The organism is Pseudoduganella lurida (assembly GCF_007830455.1).
Taxonomy (GTDB): Bacteria; Pseudomonadota; Gammaproteobacteria; order Burkholderiales; family Burkholderiaceae_D; genus Rugamonas; species Rugamonas lurida.
Genome location: NZ_VLLB01000001.1, coordinates 1,431,070 through 1,446,606, shown reverse-complemented (window position 1 = coordinate 1,446,606; position 15,537 = coordinate 1,431,070). Strand labels below are relative to the sequence as shown.

Genomic DNA, 15,537 nt, shown 5'->3' with positions numbered 1-15,537 from the left:
ATGACGGTGAGGATCCTGCTGGTGGACGATCATCCCCTGGTTCGCGATGGCCTGCGCGCGCGCCTGGAAGCGGTGCCGGCATTCGCGGTGGTGGCGGAAGCGGGCAGCGCGGCCGAGGCGCTCGAGGCGGCCCGCGCGCAGGCGCCGGACCTCGTCCTCATGGACATCAACATGCGCGGCGGGAACGGCATCGAGGCGACGGCCGCCTTCCACGCGCAGTTCCCCGCCATCGCGGTGCTGATCCTGTCGATGCACGACAAGCAGGAATACGTGGCCCAGGCGATCGGCGCGGGCGCGCGCGGCTATGTGCTGAAGGATGCGCCGGGCAAGGACATCGTGGTGGCCATCGAGACCGTGATGTCCGGCGGGATCTACTACAGCGCCGCGCTGGCGCGGCAGCTGGTGCAGCAGTCGGTCCCGGCGCCGGCCGGCACCACGCAGGAAGAGCTGACGGCGCGCGAAAAGGAAGTGCTCGACCACATCGCCAACGGCGAATCGAACAAGCAGATCGCCCGCGCGCTGGACCTGTCGGTGCGCACGGTGGAAACCCACCGCCTCAACATCAAGCGCAAACTGCGCATCGAGGGGCAGGCGGAGCTGATCAAGTTCGCCGTCCAGCAGGCGCGCGGCGCCTAGCGGGACGGCCGCAGGCATATCCGGCGGCCGCGTGCAAGCGCACGGCTGACTGTTGTTTTGAGTGAACAACTTATGTTCGTGCAGGCACGCCCTGCAGGGCGCGAGTCATGTTCGCAGGGCAATTTCTGATATAGTCCACCGACGTTTTTTGCAAAATTGAAATTTTTCCAATGCAATCCGGCCGGGTCAGCTGGCCGGTTGCACAGTAACTGCCGCACCGAGAAGCCGATGTCCGAAACGCTGCCTGCCGATGAGTCGACCACGTTCCCGCTGGCGGGGCTGGAGGCTGTCACGAACGCCCTGCACGACTGGGTGGCCGTGGCCTTCCACGCCCATCCGGCGCAGGATGCTCACGCGGCCCTGCTGGCGCTGTTCGCCCATCCCGGCACGCTGGACGCGCTGGCCCCCCTCGACTGCATCCTGCCGCTGCATGAACCGCTGCGTTTCGTACCCGCCCAGCACGCCGTGCTGCCGGCGCGCCGCGTGATGTTCCGCGTGCCCGCCGCCGCGCTGGACGATGCCGCCGTCCGCAAGCACTGCGCCGCGCTGGCGGAGGAGGGCTACCGCCTGTTCGTCGACGGCGAGGCCGGCGTGCACGCCACCGAAGCGGGCATGCGCGCCGTGACCTGCGCCGTCGGCGTGCCGTCCGCGCTGTCCCTGCTTGGCCTGCCGGGACCGCACTGGGCGCGCCAGGTGGACGATGCGGCGCGCCTGATCCTGTGCCGCGCCGCCGGCATGCAGTGGTTCAGCGGGAAACACGCGCGCCAGCCGGGGGCGGACAATGGCGACAGCACGTCGCGCCGGCGCCTGCTGTCGCTGCTGGGCCTCCTGGCGCGCGATGCCGATTCGCGCGAGCTCGAACAGATCCTGAAGCAGGATCCGGCCCTGGCCTACCACCTGCTCAAGCTGGTGAACTCGGCGCAGTTCGGCTACGCGAACCCGATCCACAACTTCGGGCAGGCCATCAACATGCTGGGCCGCCGCCAGCTGCAGCGCTGGCTGCAGCTGCTGCTGTACGCGCGCTCGCAGCAGGATGGTCCCGGCAATCCGCTGCTGCCACTGGCCGCGATCCGCGCCGCGCAGATGGAAGCGCTGTGCGCGCTGCAGGGCGGCGACCGCGACCGGCAGGACATGGCCTTCGTCGTCGGCGTGTTCGCGCTGCTCGACGAACTGCTCGGCATGCCGATGGCGGAAGTGGTCGCGGCGCTGAACCTGGATCCGGAAGTGGCCGGCGCACTGCTCGACCGCAGCGGCCCGTTCGGCGCGCTGCTGGCAGTGGTGGAGGCGAACATCCCCGACGCGGGGCGCATCGCCGCGCTGGGCCTGACCAACGAGCAGTACTGGGACACGCGCCTGCAGGGCTGGCGCTGGGCGATCCAGGTCAACCGGAACCTATGATGCTGGACCTCTCCGCCGCCGCGTATTCCGTTGCCGATGTCATCGGCTGCAGCGCAGCGCTGTCCGATGCGGTGCTGCGCCTGCGCGGCCCGGCACAGGTGGCGGAGCTGGGCCGCATCGCCGCCGCGCTGACGCGCAGCCCGTGGGGCCGCTATGTGCCGGCCGACGTGGTGGCGGCGGATCCCGCGCCGCCCCACGCGCTGGTGCAGGAGATCGCCTTCGACGAGCACCGCTTCGGCCGCTTCGAGGTGGCCGGCCGGCCGTCCTACAGCACCGTCGAGCGGCAGCACCTGGCCAGCCTGGCGCGGCTGGCGGCCAGCGTGCTGCAGGTGCACTCGGTGGCCCAGCGCACCACGCACGCCTACGTGCAGATGGAAGCGCAGATGCAGCACCAGGCGCAGATGCTGGACCAGATCCACGAATCGGTGCTGACGATGGACCAGCATGGCTTCATCACCAGCTGGAACAAGGGCGCCGAGCGCCTGTTCGGCTACGCGGCGGTGGAAGCCATCGGCCGCAACATCCTGTTCCTGTACGAAGACGACGACTCGGGCTTCCATGACGATTTCATGGAAGGGGGCGGGCGCCTGATGGAAGTGCGGCGCAAGAAGAAGTCCGGCGAAGTGTTCTGGGCCAGCCTGAGCCTCTCGCCGCTCTGCGACATGAATGGCCGCGCCACGGGCCTGATCGCCTACCTCACCGACATCACGGAGCGCAAGGAGGCCGAGGAACGCATCCACCACCTGGCCTATTACGACGCGCTGACCAACCTGCCGAACCGCACGCTGCTGACCAAGCTGGTGGACCAGGCGCTGTCCGTCTCGCAGCGCAGCCGGCTGCAGGGCTGCGTGCTGTTCATCGACCTGAACCGCTTCAAGGTCATCAACGACACGCTGGGCCGCCCGGCCGGCGACCAGCTGCTGCGCGAAGTGGCCCGGCGCTTCCGCGACGTGCTGCGCGAGCAGGATGTGGTGGCGCGCCTGGGCGGCGACGAATTCGCCGTCGGCCTGTTCGAGCTGACGCAGCACTACGAAGCGAGCATGGTCGCGCAGAAGCTGCTGGCCGCGCTGGACGAACCGTTCCTCATCGACGGCAACGACCTGCGCGTGGGCGCCGCCATCGGCGTGAGCGTCTATCCGCAGGATGGCGCCGATGCCGAAACGCTGCTGCGCCGCGCCGACATCGCGATGTACCGCGCCAAGCAGGGCGTGGAGGCCGACGGGGTCGAGTTCTACAGCGAGGACATGAACCAGGGCATGCAGGAACGCATGCGCATCGAATCGGGCCTGCGCCAGGCGCTCGGCAACGGCCAGCTGACGCTGCACTACCAGCCGAAGTTCGCCATCGCCGACGGCCGGCTGATCGGCGCCGAGGCGCTGGTGCGCTGGACGCATCCGCAGCGCGGCCTGATCCCGCCCGCCGAATTCATTCCGCTGGCCGAAGCGACGGGCCTCGTGGTGCAGCTGGGCGAATGGGTACTGGAAGCGGCGTGCGCGCAGGCGCAGGCGTGGAAGCTGGCCGGCGTGCAGCCGATCCGCGTGGCGGTAAACGTGTCGGCGCGCGAGTTCACGCCCGCGCTGCCCGCCCGCGTGGCGGACACGCTGCAGCGCTACGGCCTGGAGCCGGCCTGGCTGGAACTGGAGATCACCGAGAGCACGCTGATGCACAATATCGACCGCGTGATCGGCATCATGGACCGCATCACGGCGCAGGGCGTGACGCTGTCGCTGGACGATTTCGGCACCGGCTACTCCAGCCTGTCCTACCTGAAGCGCTTCCCGATCGACACGCTGAAGATCGACCGCTCGTTCACCACCGGCATCCCGAACGATGCCAACGACTGTGCGATCGCCAGCACCATCATCAGCATCGCCCAGCAGCTCAAGCACAAGGTAATCGCGGAAGGCGTGGAGACGCCCGAGCAGCTGGGCTTCCTGCAGCGCTCCGGCTGCGACGAGGTGCAGGGCTACCTGTTCTCGAAGCCGCTGCCGGCCGAGGAGTTCGAGCGGGCGCTGCGCGAACGGAGCTGGGCGCAGTAGTCTGCGCCCGCCGCGTGGCAGTGCGTTCCGGGCGGCACATCAGCCTGGCGGCGTGCCGCTCTGGCGGCGAGCAATGATTTCTGTATAATGCGGGCACCCGAAGGCATCGCCCTTCGCGCACAGACAGGAAGCGTGGCCGAGTGGTTGAAGGCAGCAGTCTTGAAAACTGCCGACGGGTTAAACCGTTCGTGAGTTCGAATCTCACCGCTTCCGCCAAGCATGCTTAAAAAGAGCCCCAGGCATTCCGGGGCTTTTTTTCGTCCCTGGCGACGGCGTATCTTCCCTGGCAGGCATTGCCATAACCCCTGAAACCCATCGAATTGCTGAGTTCCTTTCTAAAAAGAATAAGGACGAGGTATTGTCATCGGCGAATAATGGTTTCTCGCGATTGATGGTATTTATTGATCATCTGAAATTCCAATTTCTTCCTGCGTCATGAATGCCTGATTTCCCGGATATATTATCGAAGGGGGCGTCGTGCCGCCGTGCCGACTTTATTTCCGTTCTTCCCCCGAGCCGTCCACAATGCTTGACCAGGTTTCAAGCCCGGCCTACACTCGGGACAGTTTCAACCTGAATGCCGCCAGTTCTGTCTTTTCAATAAACCATGGTGGCTGTCTCCGGAAACGGCATTGCGCTATTGGGAGTGCCGGATATTGAAACTGTTGCTGCAGGCATTAATGTCGTAGAACCGCCATCACAGTTTTTGCCCGGCGCTCCATGGGCTGCCATGATTTACTGTACGGATTCGAATATTAATGTCTCGGCAGTTGGGTTTGCGTGGCAAAACGCGAGCGAGGCAGGGTTCAGTATCGGCGGCTCGTTGGAAGATGGTGGAAGCACGCATATGTATCGAGGCTGGCGCCGGTGCCGGATCGGCCGCCCGACCTCGCATCCGTCATCCAACCAGAGGCCATCCATGAAATTGACATCTTCACTTGCAGCAGCCCTGTTCACCCTTTTTGCATTCTCCACCGCGCACGCAGCGACCATCGATTTTGAAGGCATGGCGGGCGGCACGGTCCTTCCTTCCGGCTTCTCGATTGGCGACGCGACATTCCTGTCACCTGCTGAACTGCTGGTCACGGACATTGGCACGGGCAATGCTCTATGCGGCGCAGCCGATGGCAGCTGCATGGGCGCGATGGCACTGTCGTTTGAAACGGGTGCCAGAATGCTGCGCTTCACCTTCTCCGGTGACGTGGATTCCACGACCCAGTACATCTTCGACATCAACGCCACCGTTGTTTTCCAGGGGGAGGTGGTCGAGCTTCACCAGACCGGTATCGCGTTTGCCAATGGCATTCCGCTGGACGAGCAGCTCGTGCAATTCGAGAATCCGAACGTCACGATCATGTCCATCGGGATTCATTCGCTCGACGATACCGCCTTTGTCATCGACAACATAAGCTATCTGCCCGGTGTGACGGCACCGGTTCCGGAACCGTCGTCGTGGGCAATGCTCATGGCCGGCCTGGGCGTGAGCGGCATGGTCCTGCGCCGGCGCTCGCGCAGGGCGGCGGCGGTCTAGCTGGCGCGTCCCGGCTGGTGATGGCGGCAGATGCTGGCCAGCACGGGACGGTGTCTCGACCAGGCGAGGACCGTCAATCCCCCCAGCAGCATCAGCCAGGTCTGCGCTTCGGGCACGAGCGTCACGGGATAATCCACCAGCAGGGAGGCATCGTTGAACTGCATCGTCAGTGTATTGGACGAGTCCACGATGCCACCGCAGCAGACATTGGCATCGACGTAGGCGCCGACATAGAAGGCCTGGCCGGGCTTGAGCAGGTAGGACAGCGTGACGGTGATGGCGCCGCTGTCACGCAGGAATTCATCGTGGTGGGCGAAGACCTCCGGGGTGTGGGCGCACCCGGGGTTCGGACTGGCCATCATGCCGGTGATGGGGCAGGTGCCGCCGCCCGGCCTGGCCGGATCATAGTCGAACGTATAGCCGTCTGTGTCGAACAGGCTGACCGCCAGCAGCGAGTGGTTGTCGGCATGGTTGCCGGCGGCACCGGAAAAGACGGCGTCCAGTCGCGCCGTCACAGTCAGGGTGAAGGGCGTGGCGCCCGTGTAGCGATACCCTTGCACGGCCCACACGTTCGCATCCGCCATGCTCGTGCCGCCGGAGGGATTCACATAGTCCGCAGCGCTGGACGCATACGCCTTGAGTTCCGGCAGGTAGGAGGCTGCATCGGCAGTCGCGAGGGACCAGGCCTGTCCCCGCGCATCGGCCGCACTGGAGCTGGCGCCCGTGGGCCAGCGCGTCGACGTGCCGTTCGGCGTGATGGCACCCGGATACAAGGCGCATTTGCCGGTATCGGCGCGGTAGCGGCAGTCGTAGGTGCTGGAAAAGGCATCCGCCGCGAAGCTCGATTGCACGGGTGCCCCGTTCACCGTGCCACTGAGGATGCCGCAGATTGCCGGGAGGGAGATGAACAGGCTGCGCATGGATGGCTCCTCGAAGACAAGATACCGGGCTGGCGTGCAAGTCCGATGGTAGTCCTGTTGCTGCGCAATCCGATCGTGCAATGCTAAAAATGCCATGAAGCCGCAACAGATCGCCAGCAAGGGATGGCGTGGCAGGCAGCCAGGCAGTCACAGGCTGTGACGAAACCGCCGCCGAAGGCTGCGAAGAAGACTGCAAAGCAGACTGCGAAGAAGACTGCAAAGCAGACTGCGAAGAAGCTTGCAAAGAAGGTTGCAAAGAAGGCGCTAGCGGGAGGCTGGTGGGCACGGCCGTGCGGACGCCGGGAAGGGGAGCAGCCCGGCCTTCCATGGCCGGGATCACGTCAGGTCGTCGTCCTTGTCGGTGGCACGCCGATGCTCGGGCTCGTCGATGATGCGGCGAATCACGCGGGGCGGTACGCCATCGCGGGCCATGACCAGCGCGGCCTGGCGGCGGTTGATGTTGGGCATGAGTTCGACGGTTGCGTCGACGGCTTCGGTCAGGGGCTGGTTCGGTTGGGAGCGGCGGTCTTTTTCCATGGGCATGCTTCCGGGGCGTTCCGCAAGCTTACACGATGGCATCAGGACATGACAGCCGAGCGTGATCCCGCGCCGCTTCAGTGCCGGCGCCGCCGGGACACCCATCACGCCACCGGCAATCCGGCCAGCATCAGCAACCATGTGGCAGGCTCCGGCGCCGGCGAGATCGTGAACGTGGTCTGCGGCGTCCACAGGTAGGACCATTCCTCCTAAGCGGCAGGCGTGTAGCGGTAGCCGTATTCGCCGTCGCCGGCGATGTAGTAATGCCCGCCGCCCACCCATCCCTCGGGGTCGCTGCCATATTCGCCCGCCGAGAAATGCAGTGCGCCGGTGAGCGCATAGGAAAATGCATCGGCGCCGCAGTGGTAGTACTCGTTGCTGTCGGCTTCGCAGGCGACGTAGTCGTGGCCGTGCAGGACCAGAGAGGAGATCTCGCTGCGCGTGAGGACACCGTCGCGATCGTGGTCCGTGCCCGTGAAGGCACCATCCAGCCGGCGGTCGGCAGTGAAGGTGTCGGTGACCGTATCGTGAAAGCCCTGGTAGGTGAAGTGCCAGGTTTCCGCGTGCGCGACGGCGGCGCATGCCAGCAGGGTGGCACAGGCAAGTAATCTGACCATGGCGGCCTCGGGGGAGAGATGGAGAGATCCATCCTAGCAGCGTGAAAGTCTGCAGAGTTCGCCAAAAGGCGCATTCCGTGAGCCATCGCAACACATCAGTGTGGTACCGACGCGTCACGGCAAGGCGGGAGATCAGGATGCCGGGCCGGGGCGGATCTGCGTTAGCTCCGGGAAATAGCCATTGACCATGGCGGCCAGCGGCTCGCCGAGCAGCAGGCCAACCAGGCCGCCCGCCGCGATCACGCCCATCGCCACGGCGATCGCCAGCACGAAGCGCCGGTTCGGCACCCGCAGCACGAAGGGCAGGTTGATGGCCACGCTGGCCAGCGAGGCGATGACGGCGCCGGTGGCGGCGGCGTCCAGCGACAGCTTGCCATCGGCGGCCAGGCTGGCGGCGGCGGCCACCGCGCTGGCGCTCGACACCGTGCCGCCAATCAGGCTCACCACGTAGAAGCCCACGTTGCCGAAGTACTTCTGCGTCAGCACGCCCACGATGTGCAGCAGCAGGAAGATCAGCCCGTACTTCAGGGCGCTCCACAGCGAGAACGGCAGCACGATCTGGTTGTCCTGCGTGGCTGGCACGTCGGCGGTGACCGGCACCGGCTTGCCGCGCCGGGTGGAGATGAAGAATGCGCTGGCGGCCAGCATCGCGGCAAAGGCGCCGGTACCGGCCACGGCGACCGCCGGGGCCAGCAGGGCCAGGATCACCGCGTTGCGTACCACCATGGCCGCCGTTGCCAGCAGGATGCCGCGGTAGGCGGCCGCTGCCACGGCACCGGCCGCATTGCCGCTGACACGCGAGGCCAGTTCGTTGACGGTGACGCTGCTGTTGACGAGACCGCCAAGGAAGCCGGCGATCGCCACGCCGCGGGTGCCGTAGGTTTTCCACAGCACGTAGTTGACGAAGCCGATGCCCGCGATCAGGATCACCGTCGCCCAGGCGGCACGCGGCTGGATCAGGCCCATCGGCCCCAGGCTGCCCGTCGGCAGCGCCGGATAGATGACGATGGCGAGAATGGCCAGCAGCAGGGCGGAACGCAGTTCGCCTTCCGTCAGGCCCACCGAGAAGCCCTGCAGGATGTCCTTCCATGCCAGCAGCGCGGTGGAGCAGATCATGATCGCGGCGGGTGTCAGCGTATGGCCCTTGCCGCACAGGATGCCGGCGATGCAGGTGACGAGCATGGCCGCGGAGGTCGTCAGCTCGGTGCCCGCGTGGGTGCGCAGGTCCTGGATGTTCAGGAAGATCGTCAGCAGGCCCGTCAGGCCCAGGATGATGTAGGCGTAGGTGTCGCCGAGGGAAGCAGCCACGGCGCCCAGCAGCGCGATGAAGCCGAACGTGCGCAGGCCCGCTTCCTTCTTGCGGCGTTCCCGTTCGAGCCCGATCAGCAGGCCGAGGGCGAGCGCCAGCGCAAAGCGCGTCAGCATTTCCAGGTAGGGCCAGTCCGAGACGGCATGGACGGCGCCGGTCGCGGCCGGCACGGTCGATAACAAGCTCATGAGCCGACTGTACGCCCGTTCGGGTGGCCCTGCCCACACTTTCTGACCTGTCGGCAAAACAATTTTGTGGCGCGGCAATGCCGTGCTGCGAAAAAATCGTTTCGTCTAAGATAGCCAATCAGACAACCAGCGCAGCTCAAGGAGGCATCATGCAAAACGACGACAACAACCGTCCGGGCCAGCCGCCCATCCATACCCAGCTGCCGGATTCGATCCCGCCGGAAGACGCGAAGAAAATCGTCGGCGACGCCGTGCCCCACAGTGCGGACTACAATGACCCGCCACCGCAAGGCGCCAGCAAGTCGATGGGCAGCGGCCTGGACGACTCCGTCGGCGGCCCGGGCCTGGGCCAGCCACCCGTCGCGCAAGGCTCGGCCAACAACACGCGGGAAGAGGACAGCCGCGCGGACGACCAGCACATGGGCAATGGCGGCAACCGCCAGAGCGCACAGCCGGCGGGCCAGCAGCAGCAAGGCCAGCCGCAGCAGAGTCAGTCGCAGCAGAGTCAGTCGGGGCAAGCTCCGTCGCGGAAAGGCCAGCAACAGCAGCAGCGCCAGCCCGACGGCCAGCAGGGCAATCAGCAGGGCACGCAGTCCGATGCCGGCAATGCGCAAGGCGACACGGGCGCACGCTCGGAAGGCCTGCTGCCGGACGAAGGCGAGACCGATGGCCGCTACGATGTGGCCGAGGAAGTCAGCCTCGACCAGCAGTCGGACCAGGCGCGCAGTGTCGGCAGCCTGGAAGAGACCGCCAAGGGACCCCATGGCGACAAGCTGGCCGAAGCCGTGGCCGGTTCGCTGGGCAAGGACACGGGCGGCCAGAAACCGTAACGCAAGGCGTTCGGCACAGGCAGGCGGTCACTGGTGGCCGTCCGTTTTTTTATGCGCTGTCACCGCAAGCCGTGGAACGGCCGGCGGCCGCCGCGATGGCGCGCCCGACTCCGCCGGCTGCGGTGACAGCGCTTTTTGGTGCTGTCACCGGAAGCTGTGGAATGGCCAGCGGCTGTCACGGCAGCGCGCCCCGGATTCCACCGGCTGCGGCGACAGCGCCTTGTCACGCCTGCCGTCAGCGCAGCGCCGACCGCAGCGCCTCCGACTCGAAGTACAGGTGCTTGATGTCCGGATGGCTGGCCGCGATCGCGTTCTCCAGCCGGGCAATGGCCTGCTCCACCTCGGGCATGCGCAGCTCGCGGCGGAAGCGCACCGAGGCCGCCAGCAGCACGTCGCCCGGTCCCAGCTGCATGGTGCGCAGCTTGCCGATCGATTCGAGCGCCGGCTCCTGTTCGAACAGCGTGTGCAGCTGCGCGAGCTGCTCGCGGTTCACGCCTTCGCCCACCAGCAGTTCGCCCGTTTCGCGCGCCAGCGTGACGGCGGCGCCCACCAGCAGCAGGCCGATCACGATGGAGGCGGCCGGATCGAAGTAGGGGTTGTCGAACCAGTGGCCCAGCGCGATGCCCGCTGCCGCGACGACGATGCCGAGCAGCGCCGCCGTGTCCTCGATGAAGACGGTGAAGACGGAGGCATCCTTGCTGGCCCGGAAGGCCTGCCACAGGCTGCTGCCCGGCGCCCGCGTCGTGTTCAGGGACTTGCGGGAGACGTTCCAGCTGTAGCCCTCGAACAGGGCCGCCGCGGCCAGCACCACGTAGTTCCAGGTGGGATCCTCCAGTGGCGGCGGCGCCTGCAGCGCTTCGATGCCGTGGTAGATCGACAGGCCGCCGCCTAGCGAGAACACCGACAGCGCCACGATCAGCGCCCAGAAATACACCGACTTGCCATAGCCGAAGGGATGGCGCCGGTCCGGCGCGCGGGTGCTCATGCGTTCGCCGATCAGCAGCAGCAGTTCGTTGCCCGTGTCGACGGCGGAGTGGATGCCTTCGGCCAGCATCGCCGCGCTGCCCGTCACCGCGGCCACGACGAACTTCGAGATGGCGATGCCCAGGTTGGCGGCAATGGCCGCGTAGATCACTTTGCGCGAGTCGGACGGCGCAGCGTCGTCCGCAGCCGGCGTGGTGCCCGCCGCTGCCGGGCTCGATGGCGCCTGCCGGGCCGCCGGCAAATCAGCCGGTCCGTTTGCGTGTTCCGGCAGCGCGCGGGGTTGCTGCCCGGCTCCCGCCTGTTGTTCCTGCGCCATAGCGGCCTTTCACTGTCGTCAAGGGAAGCAGTGTAGCGGCAGGGGCGGCCAGTACGCGATACCGCAGGAGAGGGACTTTTGCAGCGACGTTTGGGTTGCATCAAGCACCCCCTTGCGCCTGCGGCAATGTACGCTGCCTATACTCCAAGTTCTTTTCCGGCGCATCGTGCGCCCTGGACACCATGGAGGCACCATGCAACAGGATCCGCTGTTGACCAATATCGGCGGCATGCTGCGCAGGTTCAAGCGTGCCGAGAACTGGCTGCGCAAGGCCGGCCTGCCGGTCTTCCTGGCGCGCGTACCGGTCTGGGTGCTGTGCCTGCAATACTGCATGATGATGGAGCGGAAGACGATGCGCATCGGCCGCATCGCCCAGCGCATCTCGCGCTGGCTGGAAACCATTACGGAACTGTCGCTCAACGAGAGCGCCCGCATCGAGCTGATCGACATGGACCAGGGCATGCGCAACGACATCGAATCGACGAAACGCACGCTGATCGTGCTGCGCAACCTGTGCGTGGACATCGGCGCGCTGTTCCGAACGATCGGTTTCCACTCAAACATGCTGGGCCGCACGCAGGAAGGTTTCCTGGCCGTCGTCGATGATGCCTGCAACACGGCCACCACGCTGCAGCGTGCGCTGGAGATGCATGACACGCGGGCGCTCATGCTGCTGCGCGAAATGGAGGAGGGCGGGCGCGCCCCTGTACCTTCAAGAGAAGATGGAGAACCGACGGCGCCAGCGGCAACGCCATCAGTATCTGCAGGGGCCGCTCCGGCCTGCGTCTCCGGCGGCGCGGCGCTCGCCAAACCGGCCATCGCCCCCGTCAAGGCCTGATGGCCGGGTGCCAGGCAATTCGCTGCAATGCCAGGCTTTGCTGCGATCAGTGTCACGCGGACGACCGGAAACTCCGCATCCGTCCATTTGCAGCGGCAGGGCACGCCTGCCGCCAAACTCTCTTCTTCACGCCAGGACATGACCACCGGCCTTCGCCGGTTGCGGTGTGCCGCTTTCCCGATGACAGCGGGTGAAGAGGGGGCCGCCATCATCGGATTTGCTGCAACCGCAGGTCACATCCGCCGTGATCTTCGAGCAATGTCGCGCCTGCGGGAACCGCCCCGTGCCGGCCACTGTGCGACACTGCACAGATGAATCAGTGTGCTTTCGACAAGATCAACAACCAGCGGCCGAACAGCAGCACTTCGATATGGCCGGGCTGTACGCCGGTATCGCATTCGATGACCGGGTTCACGGCGTAATAGCGCTTGCGGAAGTCACGGCAGACCAGCATCTCGCGCTTGCCGAAACGGACCAGGAACGAAGTGGGTGCGTATTCGAGGCCGAAGCGGGATTCAAAGCGCGGCTCGAAACGTGGGCCGAGGTTGTTGGTGGTTGCCATGACTATTCCTTTTCTGATGAGCGATCGCCGTGCGATCCAAGGACTACGTTGTGTTGTGACCGTGAACGAGAGCTTAGCATAACTACTGTACAAAAACACAGGGCTGTATGAAAAAACAGGAATTGTTGGTAACTGTTGCGTTTACATCAAGCCGATGAGCCGGATTGCCTATGCCAAGCTGACGCGGTTCCTGCGTGCGCGGCTGACCCCCGGTGGCGAACTGGGCTTGCACCTGACGGCGGGCGTGATCCTGTTGGTGATCGCCGTGGCCGTGTTCCGCGACATCGCGGAGGCTGTAACGGACAACGACGACATCGCGCTCCTCGACCAGCACATCGCCCAGTGGTTCAACACGCATGCGTTCGAGCCGCTGACGACCATCCTGTTCGGCTTCACGCACCTGCACGGCATCGTGGGCATGTCGATCGCTGCCTGCCTGCTGGGCGTGTGGTTCTGGTACAGGCACAAGCCTTACTGGCTGCTGGCGCTGGCCACGGCCGTGCCGGGCGGCATGGTGCTGAACGTGCTGCTCAAGCACATCTACGAACGCACCCGGCCGTCGTTCGACGAGCCGCTGCTGACGCTGGCCACGTACAGCTTCCCCAGCGGCCACACGTCCGGCGCCACGCTGTTCTACGGCGTGCTGGCGAGCTACCTGGTCACCACGTCGCCGAGCTGGCGGGTACGCGGCGCGGCCATGGCCGGCGCCACCCTGATGGTGCTGCTGGTGGCCTTCAGCCGGGTCTACCTGGGCGCGCACTTCCTGTCGGACGTGCTGGCGGCCATGGCGGGTGCGGCCGGCTGGCTGGCAGTCTGCATCACCTCGGTCTCCACGCTGCGGCGGCGCCGTGCCGCCAGGAAGGACGAGTGATGGCGGCCGTGACCGTGATCGTCAATGCCGGTGCCGGCCTGGGTTACAACCAGGACCTGAAGGCCACGCTGCGCGAGAAATTCGCTGCCAATGGCATGGAGGCCCGCATCACGCTGGCCGCGAGCGGCGAGGAGATGATCGCGACGGCGCGGGCGGCCGTCGCGGCGGGCGAGCGCCTGGTGGTGGCCGGCGGAGGCGACGGCACGATGAATGCCGTCGCCTCCGTGCTGGTCGACAGCGGCACGGCCTTCGGCGTGCTGCCGATGGGCACGCTGAACCATTTCGCGAAAGACCTGGGCATCCCGCTGCTGCTCGACGACGCCATTGCCAACATCGCGCATGGCGTGCCGCAGGCGGTAGACGTGGCGGACGTCAATGGCCGCGTGTTCCTGAACAATTCCAGCCTCGGCCTGTATCCGGACATCGTGCGCGACCGCATCAAGCAGCAGCGCCGGCTGGGCCGCGGCAAATGGCTGGCGTTCGTGTGGGCCAGCCTGGCCGCGCTGCGCCGCTTTCCCTTCCTGAGCCTGCGCCTGCACGTGAATGGCGACGCCCATCCGCGCCGCACGCCGTTCGTCTTCATCGGCAACAACGAATACACGATGGAAGGCCTGAACATCGGCGAACGCAGCCGCCTCGATGGCGGCAAGCTGAGCCTGTATGTGGCGCAACGTCCCACGCGGCTCGGCCTGGTGCGCCTGGCCGCCCACGCCCTGTTCGGCAAGCTGAAGCAGGCGCGCGATTTCGACGTGCTGCTGGCCGACAGCCTGGCGATCGATACCCGCCGCAAGCTCATGCGCGTCGCCACCGATGGCGAAGTGACGCTGATGGCGCCCCCACTCAACTACCGTTCGCGCCCCGGTGCGCTGACGGTCATCGTGCCCCGCAAGGAGAAATAATGCGTACCCTGATCCACCTGTCGGACATCCATTTCGGCCGCGTCGACGAACGGCTGCTGGCCCCGCTGCGCACCACCATCGAGGCGATGCAGCCCGATGTGGTGGTGGTGTCCGGCGACTTCACGCAGCGCGCCCGCACCCACGAGTTCCAGGCCGCGCGCGCCTGGCTCGACACCTTGCCGAAGCCGCAGATCGTGGTGCCCGGCAACCACGACATCCCGCTGTACAACGTGGCCGCGCGCTTCCTCACGCCGCTGACGAAGTACCGGCGCTACATCACGCCCGACCTGGCGCCGGAATATGTCGATGACGAGATCGCCGTGATGGGCCTGAACACGGCCCGCTCGCTGACGATCAAGGACGGCCGCGTCAACCGCGAGCAGCTGCAGCGGCTGGAAGAACGCCTGGCGAAGGTGGATCCGAAGCTGACACGCATCGTCGTCACGCACCACCCGTTCGACCTGCCGGAAGGCTTCAAGGAAGACGACCTGGTCGACCGCGCGCCGATGGCGATGGAAGCGTTCTCGAAATGCGGCGTGGACGTGCTGCTGGCCGGCCACCTGCACGCCAGCCATTCCGGCAACAGCGCGCGCCGCTACAAGATCGCCGGCTATGCGGCGCTCGTCGTCCAGGCGGGCACCGCCACGTCCACGCGGGGCCGGGGCGAGACGAATTCGTTCAACGTGCTGCGTATCGCGCCCGACGAAATCCAGGTCGACCGCTACAGCTGGCGCGATGAAACCACCTCCTTCGAAGTGGCCACGATCGAGATCTTCCGCCACGACGGCGACACCTGGCAGCCGATCGGCACCGCCGAAGGCATCGACGAAGCCATCACCAGCGACGAAACGGTCGCCCCGCAGATCACCGGCTGACTACGGCCCAGCTCGTGTCCACCGTGGGGTCAGACCCCGACTTGGACACGGACTCAGCTGTTCAACTGCCGCCATCATCGAACGAATCTGCCGCCGTTGAAATTTTTACGGATCGTTCCGGACGCGGCCATAGGCCCGGCAGCCGCTTTCAATTGTCCAGCTCGTGTCCGTGTCGGGGTCTGACCCC

General features: G+C 66.1%; 15 protein-coding genes and 1 tRNA gene. 10 read left to right on the top strand and 6 right to left on the bottom strand.

Features of this window, described 5'->3' with window-relative positions; genetic code table 11:
- From IP91_RS06315 to IP91_RS06295, 5 genes are all read left to right on the top strand, one after another.
- Positions 1–636 (top strand): response regulator, encoded by a 636-nt coding sequence (locus IP91_RS06315; RefSeq protein WP_229473928.1) that lies wholly within the window; start codon positions 1–3, stop codon positions 634–636.
- A 228-nt stretch (positions 637–864) separates the two neighbouring features.
- Positions 865–2,034, top strand: coding sequence for an HDOD domain-containing protein (locus IP91_RS06310; RefSeq protein ID WP_145647858.1), 1,170 nt, complete (start codon positions 865–867; stop codon positions 2,032–2,034).
- Positions 2,034–4,073 carry a putative bifunctional diguanylate cyclase/phosphodiesterase gene (locus tag IP91_RS06305; RefSeq protein WP_145647857.1) on the top strand — a complete coding sequence of 680 codons (2,040 nt, stop codon included), beginning with the start codon at positions 2,034–2,036 and terminating at the stop codon, positions 4,071–4,073. The genes IP91_RS06310 and IP91_RS06305 overlap by 1 nt, the downstream gene beginning before the upstream one ends.
- 126 nt (positions 4,074–4,199) lie before the next feature.
- Positions 4,200–4,289: transfer RNA gene (locus IP91_RS06300), tRNA-Ser, on the top strand.
- Positions 4,290–4,680: 391 nt separating this feature from the next.
- Positions 4,681–5,604: a PEP-CTERM sorting domain-containing protein gene (locus IP91_RS06295; protein ID WP_145647856.1), complete on the top strand. Its 924-nt coding sequence runs from the start codon at positions 4,681–4,683 to the stop codon at positions 5,602–5,604.
- Here the strand turns inward: IP91_RS06295 and IP91_RS06290 are convergent.
- The 4 genes from IP91_RS06290 to IP91_RS06275 form a co-directional block, all read right to left on the bottom strand.
- The gene (locus IP91_RS06290; protein ID WP_145647855.1) at positions 5,601–6,524 is read right to left on the bottom strand and encodes a hypothetical protein; all 924 of its coding nucleotides are present in this window, start codon (positions 6,522–6,524) and stop codon (positions 5,601–5,603) included. The genes IP91_RS06295 and IP91_RS06290 overlap by 4 nt on opposite strands.
- A 336-nt stretch (positions 6,525–6,860) precedes the next feature.
- A complete protein-coding gene (locus IP91_RS26185; RefSeq protein WP_199754499.1) occupies positions 6,861–7,253 on the bottom strand; it encodes a hypothetical protein in 393 nt (130 codons plus the stop codon).
- 17 nt (positions 7,254–7,270) lie between these two features.
- The gene (locus IP91_RS06280; protein ID WP_145647854.1) at positions 7,271–7,678 is read right to left on the bottom strand and encodes an EF-hand domain-containing protein; all 408 of its coding nucleotides are present in this window, start codon (positions 7,676–7,678) and stop codon (positions 7,271–7,273) included.
- A gap of 132 nt (positions 7,679–7,810) precedes the next feature.
- The gene (locus IP91_RS06275) at positions 7,811–9,175 is read right to left on the bottom strand and encodes an MgtC/SapB family protein (RefSeq protein WP_145647853.1); all 1,365 of its coding nucleotides are present in this window, start codon (positions 9,173–9,175) and stop codon (positions 7,811–7,813) included.
- 149 nt (positions 9,176–9,324) lie between these two features.
- On the opposite strand from IP91_RS06275, the gene IP91_RS06270 reads away from it, so the two are divergent.
- Positions 9,325–10,005 carry a hypothetical protein gene (locus IP91_RS06270; RefSeq protein ID WP_145647852.1) on the top strand — a complete coding sequence of 227 codons (681 nt, stop codon included), beginning with the start codon at positions 9,325–9,327 and terminating at the stop codon, positions 10,003–10,005.
- 235 nt (positions 10,006–10,240) lie between these two features.
- On the opposite strand, the gene IP91_RS06265 is transcribed toward IP91_RS06270, so the two are convergent.
- Entirely contained in the window at positions 10,241–11,305 is a 1,065-nt protein-coding gene (locus IP91_RS06265; protein WP_145647851.1) for a cation diffusion facilitator family transporter, read from the bottom strand.
- A gap of 193 nt (positions 11,306–11,498) precedes the next feature.
- On the opposite strand from IP91_RS06265, the gene IP91_RS06260 reads away from it, so the two are divergent.
- Positions 11,499–12,143, top strand: coding sequence for a hypothetical protein (locus IP91_RS06260; protein WP_145647850.1), 645 nt, complete (start codon positions 11,499–11,501; stop codon positions 12,141–12,143).
- Positions 12,144–12,459: 316 nt separating this feature from the next.
- On the opposite strand, the gene IP91_RS06255 is transcribed toward IP91_RS06260, so the two are convergent.
- On the bottom strand, positions 12,460–12,705 hold the full coding sequence (locus IP91_RS06255) for a hypothetical protein (protein WP_145647849.1): 246 nt from the start codon (positions 12,703–12,705) through the stop codon (positions 12,460–12,462).
- 154 nt (positions 12,706–12,859) lie between these two features.
- Here IP91_RS06255 and IP91_RS06250 point away from each other — a divergent pair, with 154 nt between their 5' ends.
- The 3 genes from IP91_RS06250 to IP91_RS06240 are packed head-to-tail and all read left to right on the top strand — an operon-like array spanning position 12,860 to position 15,350.
- Entirely contained in the window at positions 12,860–13,576 is a 717-nt protein-coding gene (locus tag IP91_RS06250; RefSeq protein ID WP_145647848.1) for a phosphatase PAP2 family protein, read from the top strand.
- Positions 13,576–14,475 carry a diacylglycerol/lipid kinase family protein gene (locus IP91_RS06245; RefSeq protein WP_145647847.1) on the top strand — a complete coding sequence of 300 codons (900 nt, stop codon included), beginning with the start codon at positions 13,576–13,578 and terminating at the stop codon, positions 14,473–14,475. Before IP91_RS06250 ends, IP91_RS06245 begins: the two co-directional genes overlap by 1 nt.
- The gene (locus tag IP91_RS06240; protein WP_145647846.1) at positions 14,475–15,350 is read left to right on the top strand and encodes a metallophosphoesterase family protein; all 876 of its coding nucleotides are present in this window, start codon (positions 14,475–14,477) and stop codon (positions 15,348–15,350) included. Before IP91_RS06245 ends, IP91_RS06240 begins: the two co-directional genes overlap by 1 nt.
- Positions 15,351–15,537 lie beyond the last annotated feature (187 nt).

Coding starts and splice junctions, on each gene's coding strand:
- IP91_RS06310 (WP_145647858.1), top strand. CDS start 865: ATGTCCGAAACGCTGCCTGCCGATGAGTCGACCACGTTCCCGCTGGCG.
- IP91_RS06275 (WP_145647853.1), bottom strand. CDS start 9,175: ATGAGCTTGTTATCGACCGTGCCGGCCGCGACCGGCGCCGTCCATGCC.
- IP91_RS06260 (WP_145647850.1), top strand. CDS start 11,499: ATGCAACAGGATCCGCTGTTGACCAATATCGGCGGCATGCTGCGCAGG.
- IP91_RS06290 (WP_145647855.1), bottom strand. CDS start 6,524: ATGCGCAGCCTGTTCATCTCCCTCCCGGCAATCTGCGGCATCCTCAGT.
- IP91_RS06295 (WP_145647856.1), top strand. CDS start 4,681: ATGGTGGCTGTCTCCGGAAACGGCATTGCGCTATTGGGAGTGCCGGAT.
- IP91_RS06240 (WP_145647846.1), top strand. CDS start 14,475: ATGCGTACCCTGATCCACCTGTCGGACATCCATTTCGGCCGCGTCGAC.
- IP91_RS06250 (WP_145647848.1), top strand. CDS start 12,860: ATGAGCCGGATTGCCTATGCCAAGCTGACGCGGTTCCTGCGTGCGCGG.
- IP91_RS06270 (WP_145647852.1), top strand. CDS start 9,325: ATGCAAAACGACGACAACAACCGTCCGGGCCAGCCGCCCATCCATACC.
- IP91_RS06265 (WP_145647851.1), bottom strand. CDS start 11,305: ATGGCGCAGGAACAACAGGCGGGAGCCGGGCAGCAACCCCGCGCGCTG.
- IP91_RS06305 (WP_145647857.1), top strand. CDS start 2,034: ATGCTGGACCTCTCCGCCGCCGCGTATTCCGTTGCCGATGTCATCGGC.
- IP91_RS06245 (WP_145647847.1), top strand. CDS start 13,576: ATGGCGGCCGTGACCGTGATCGTCAATGCCGGTGCCGGCCTGGGTTAC.
- IP91_RS06315 (WP_229473928.1), top strand. CDS start 1: ATGACGGTGAGGATCCTGCTGGTGGACGATCATCCCCTGGTTCGCGAT.
- IP91_RS06280 (WP_145647854.1), bottom strand. CDS start 7,678: ATGGTCAGATTACTTGCCTGTGCCACCCTGCTGGCATGCGCCGCCGTC.
- IP91_RS06255 (WP_145647849.1), bottom strand. CDS start 12,705: ATGGCAACCACCAACAACCTCGGCCCACGTTTCGAGCCGCGCTTTGAA.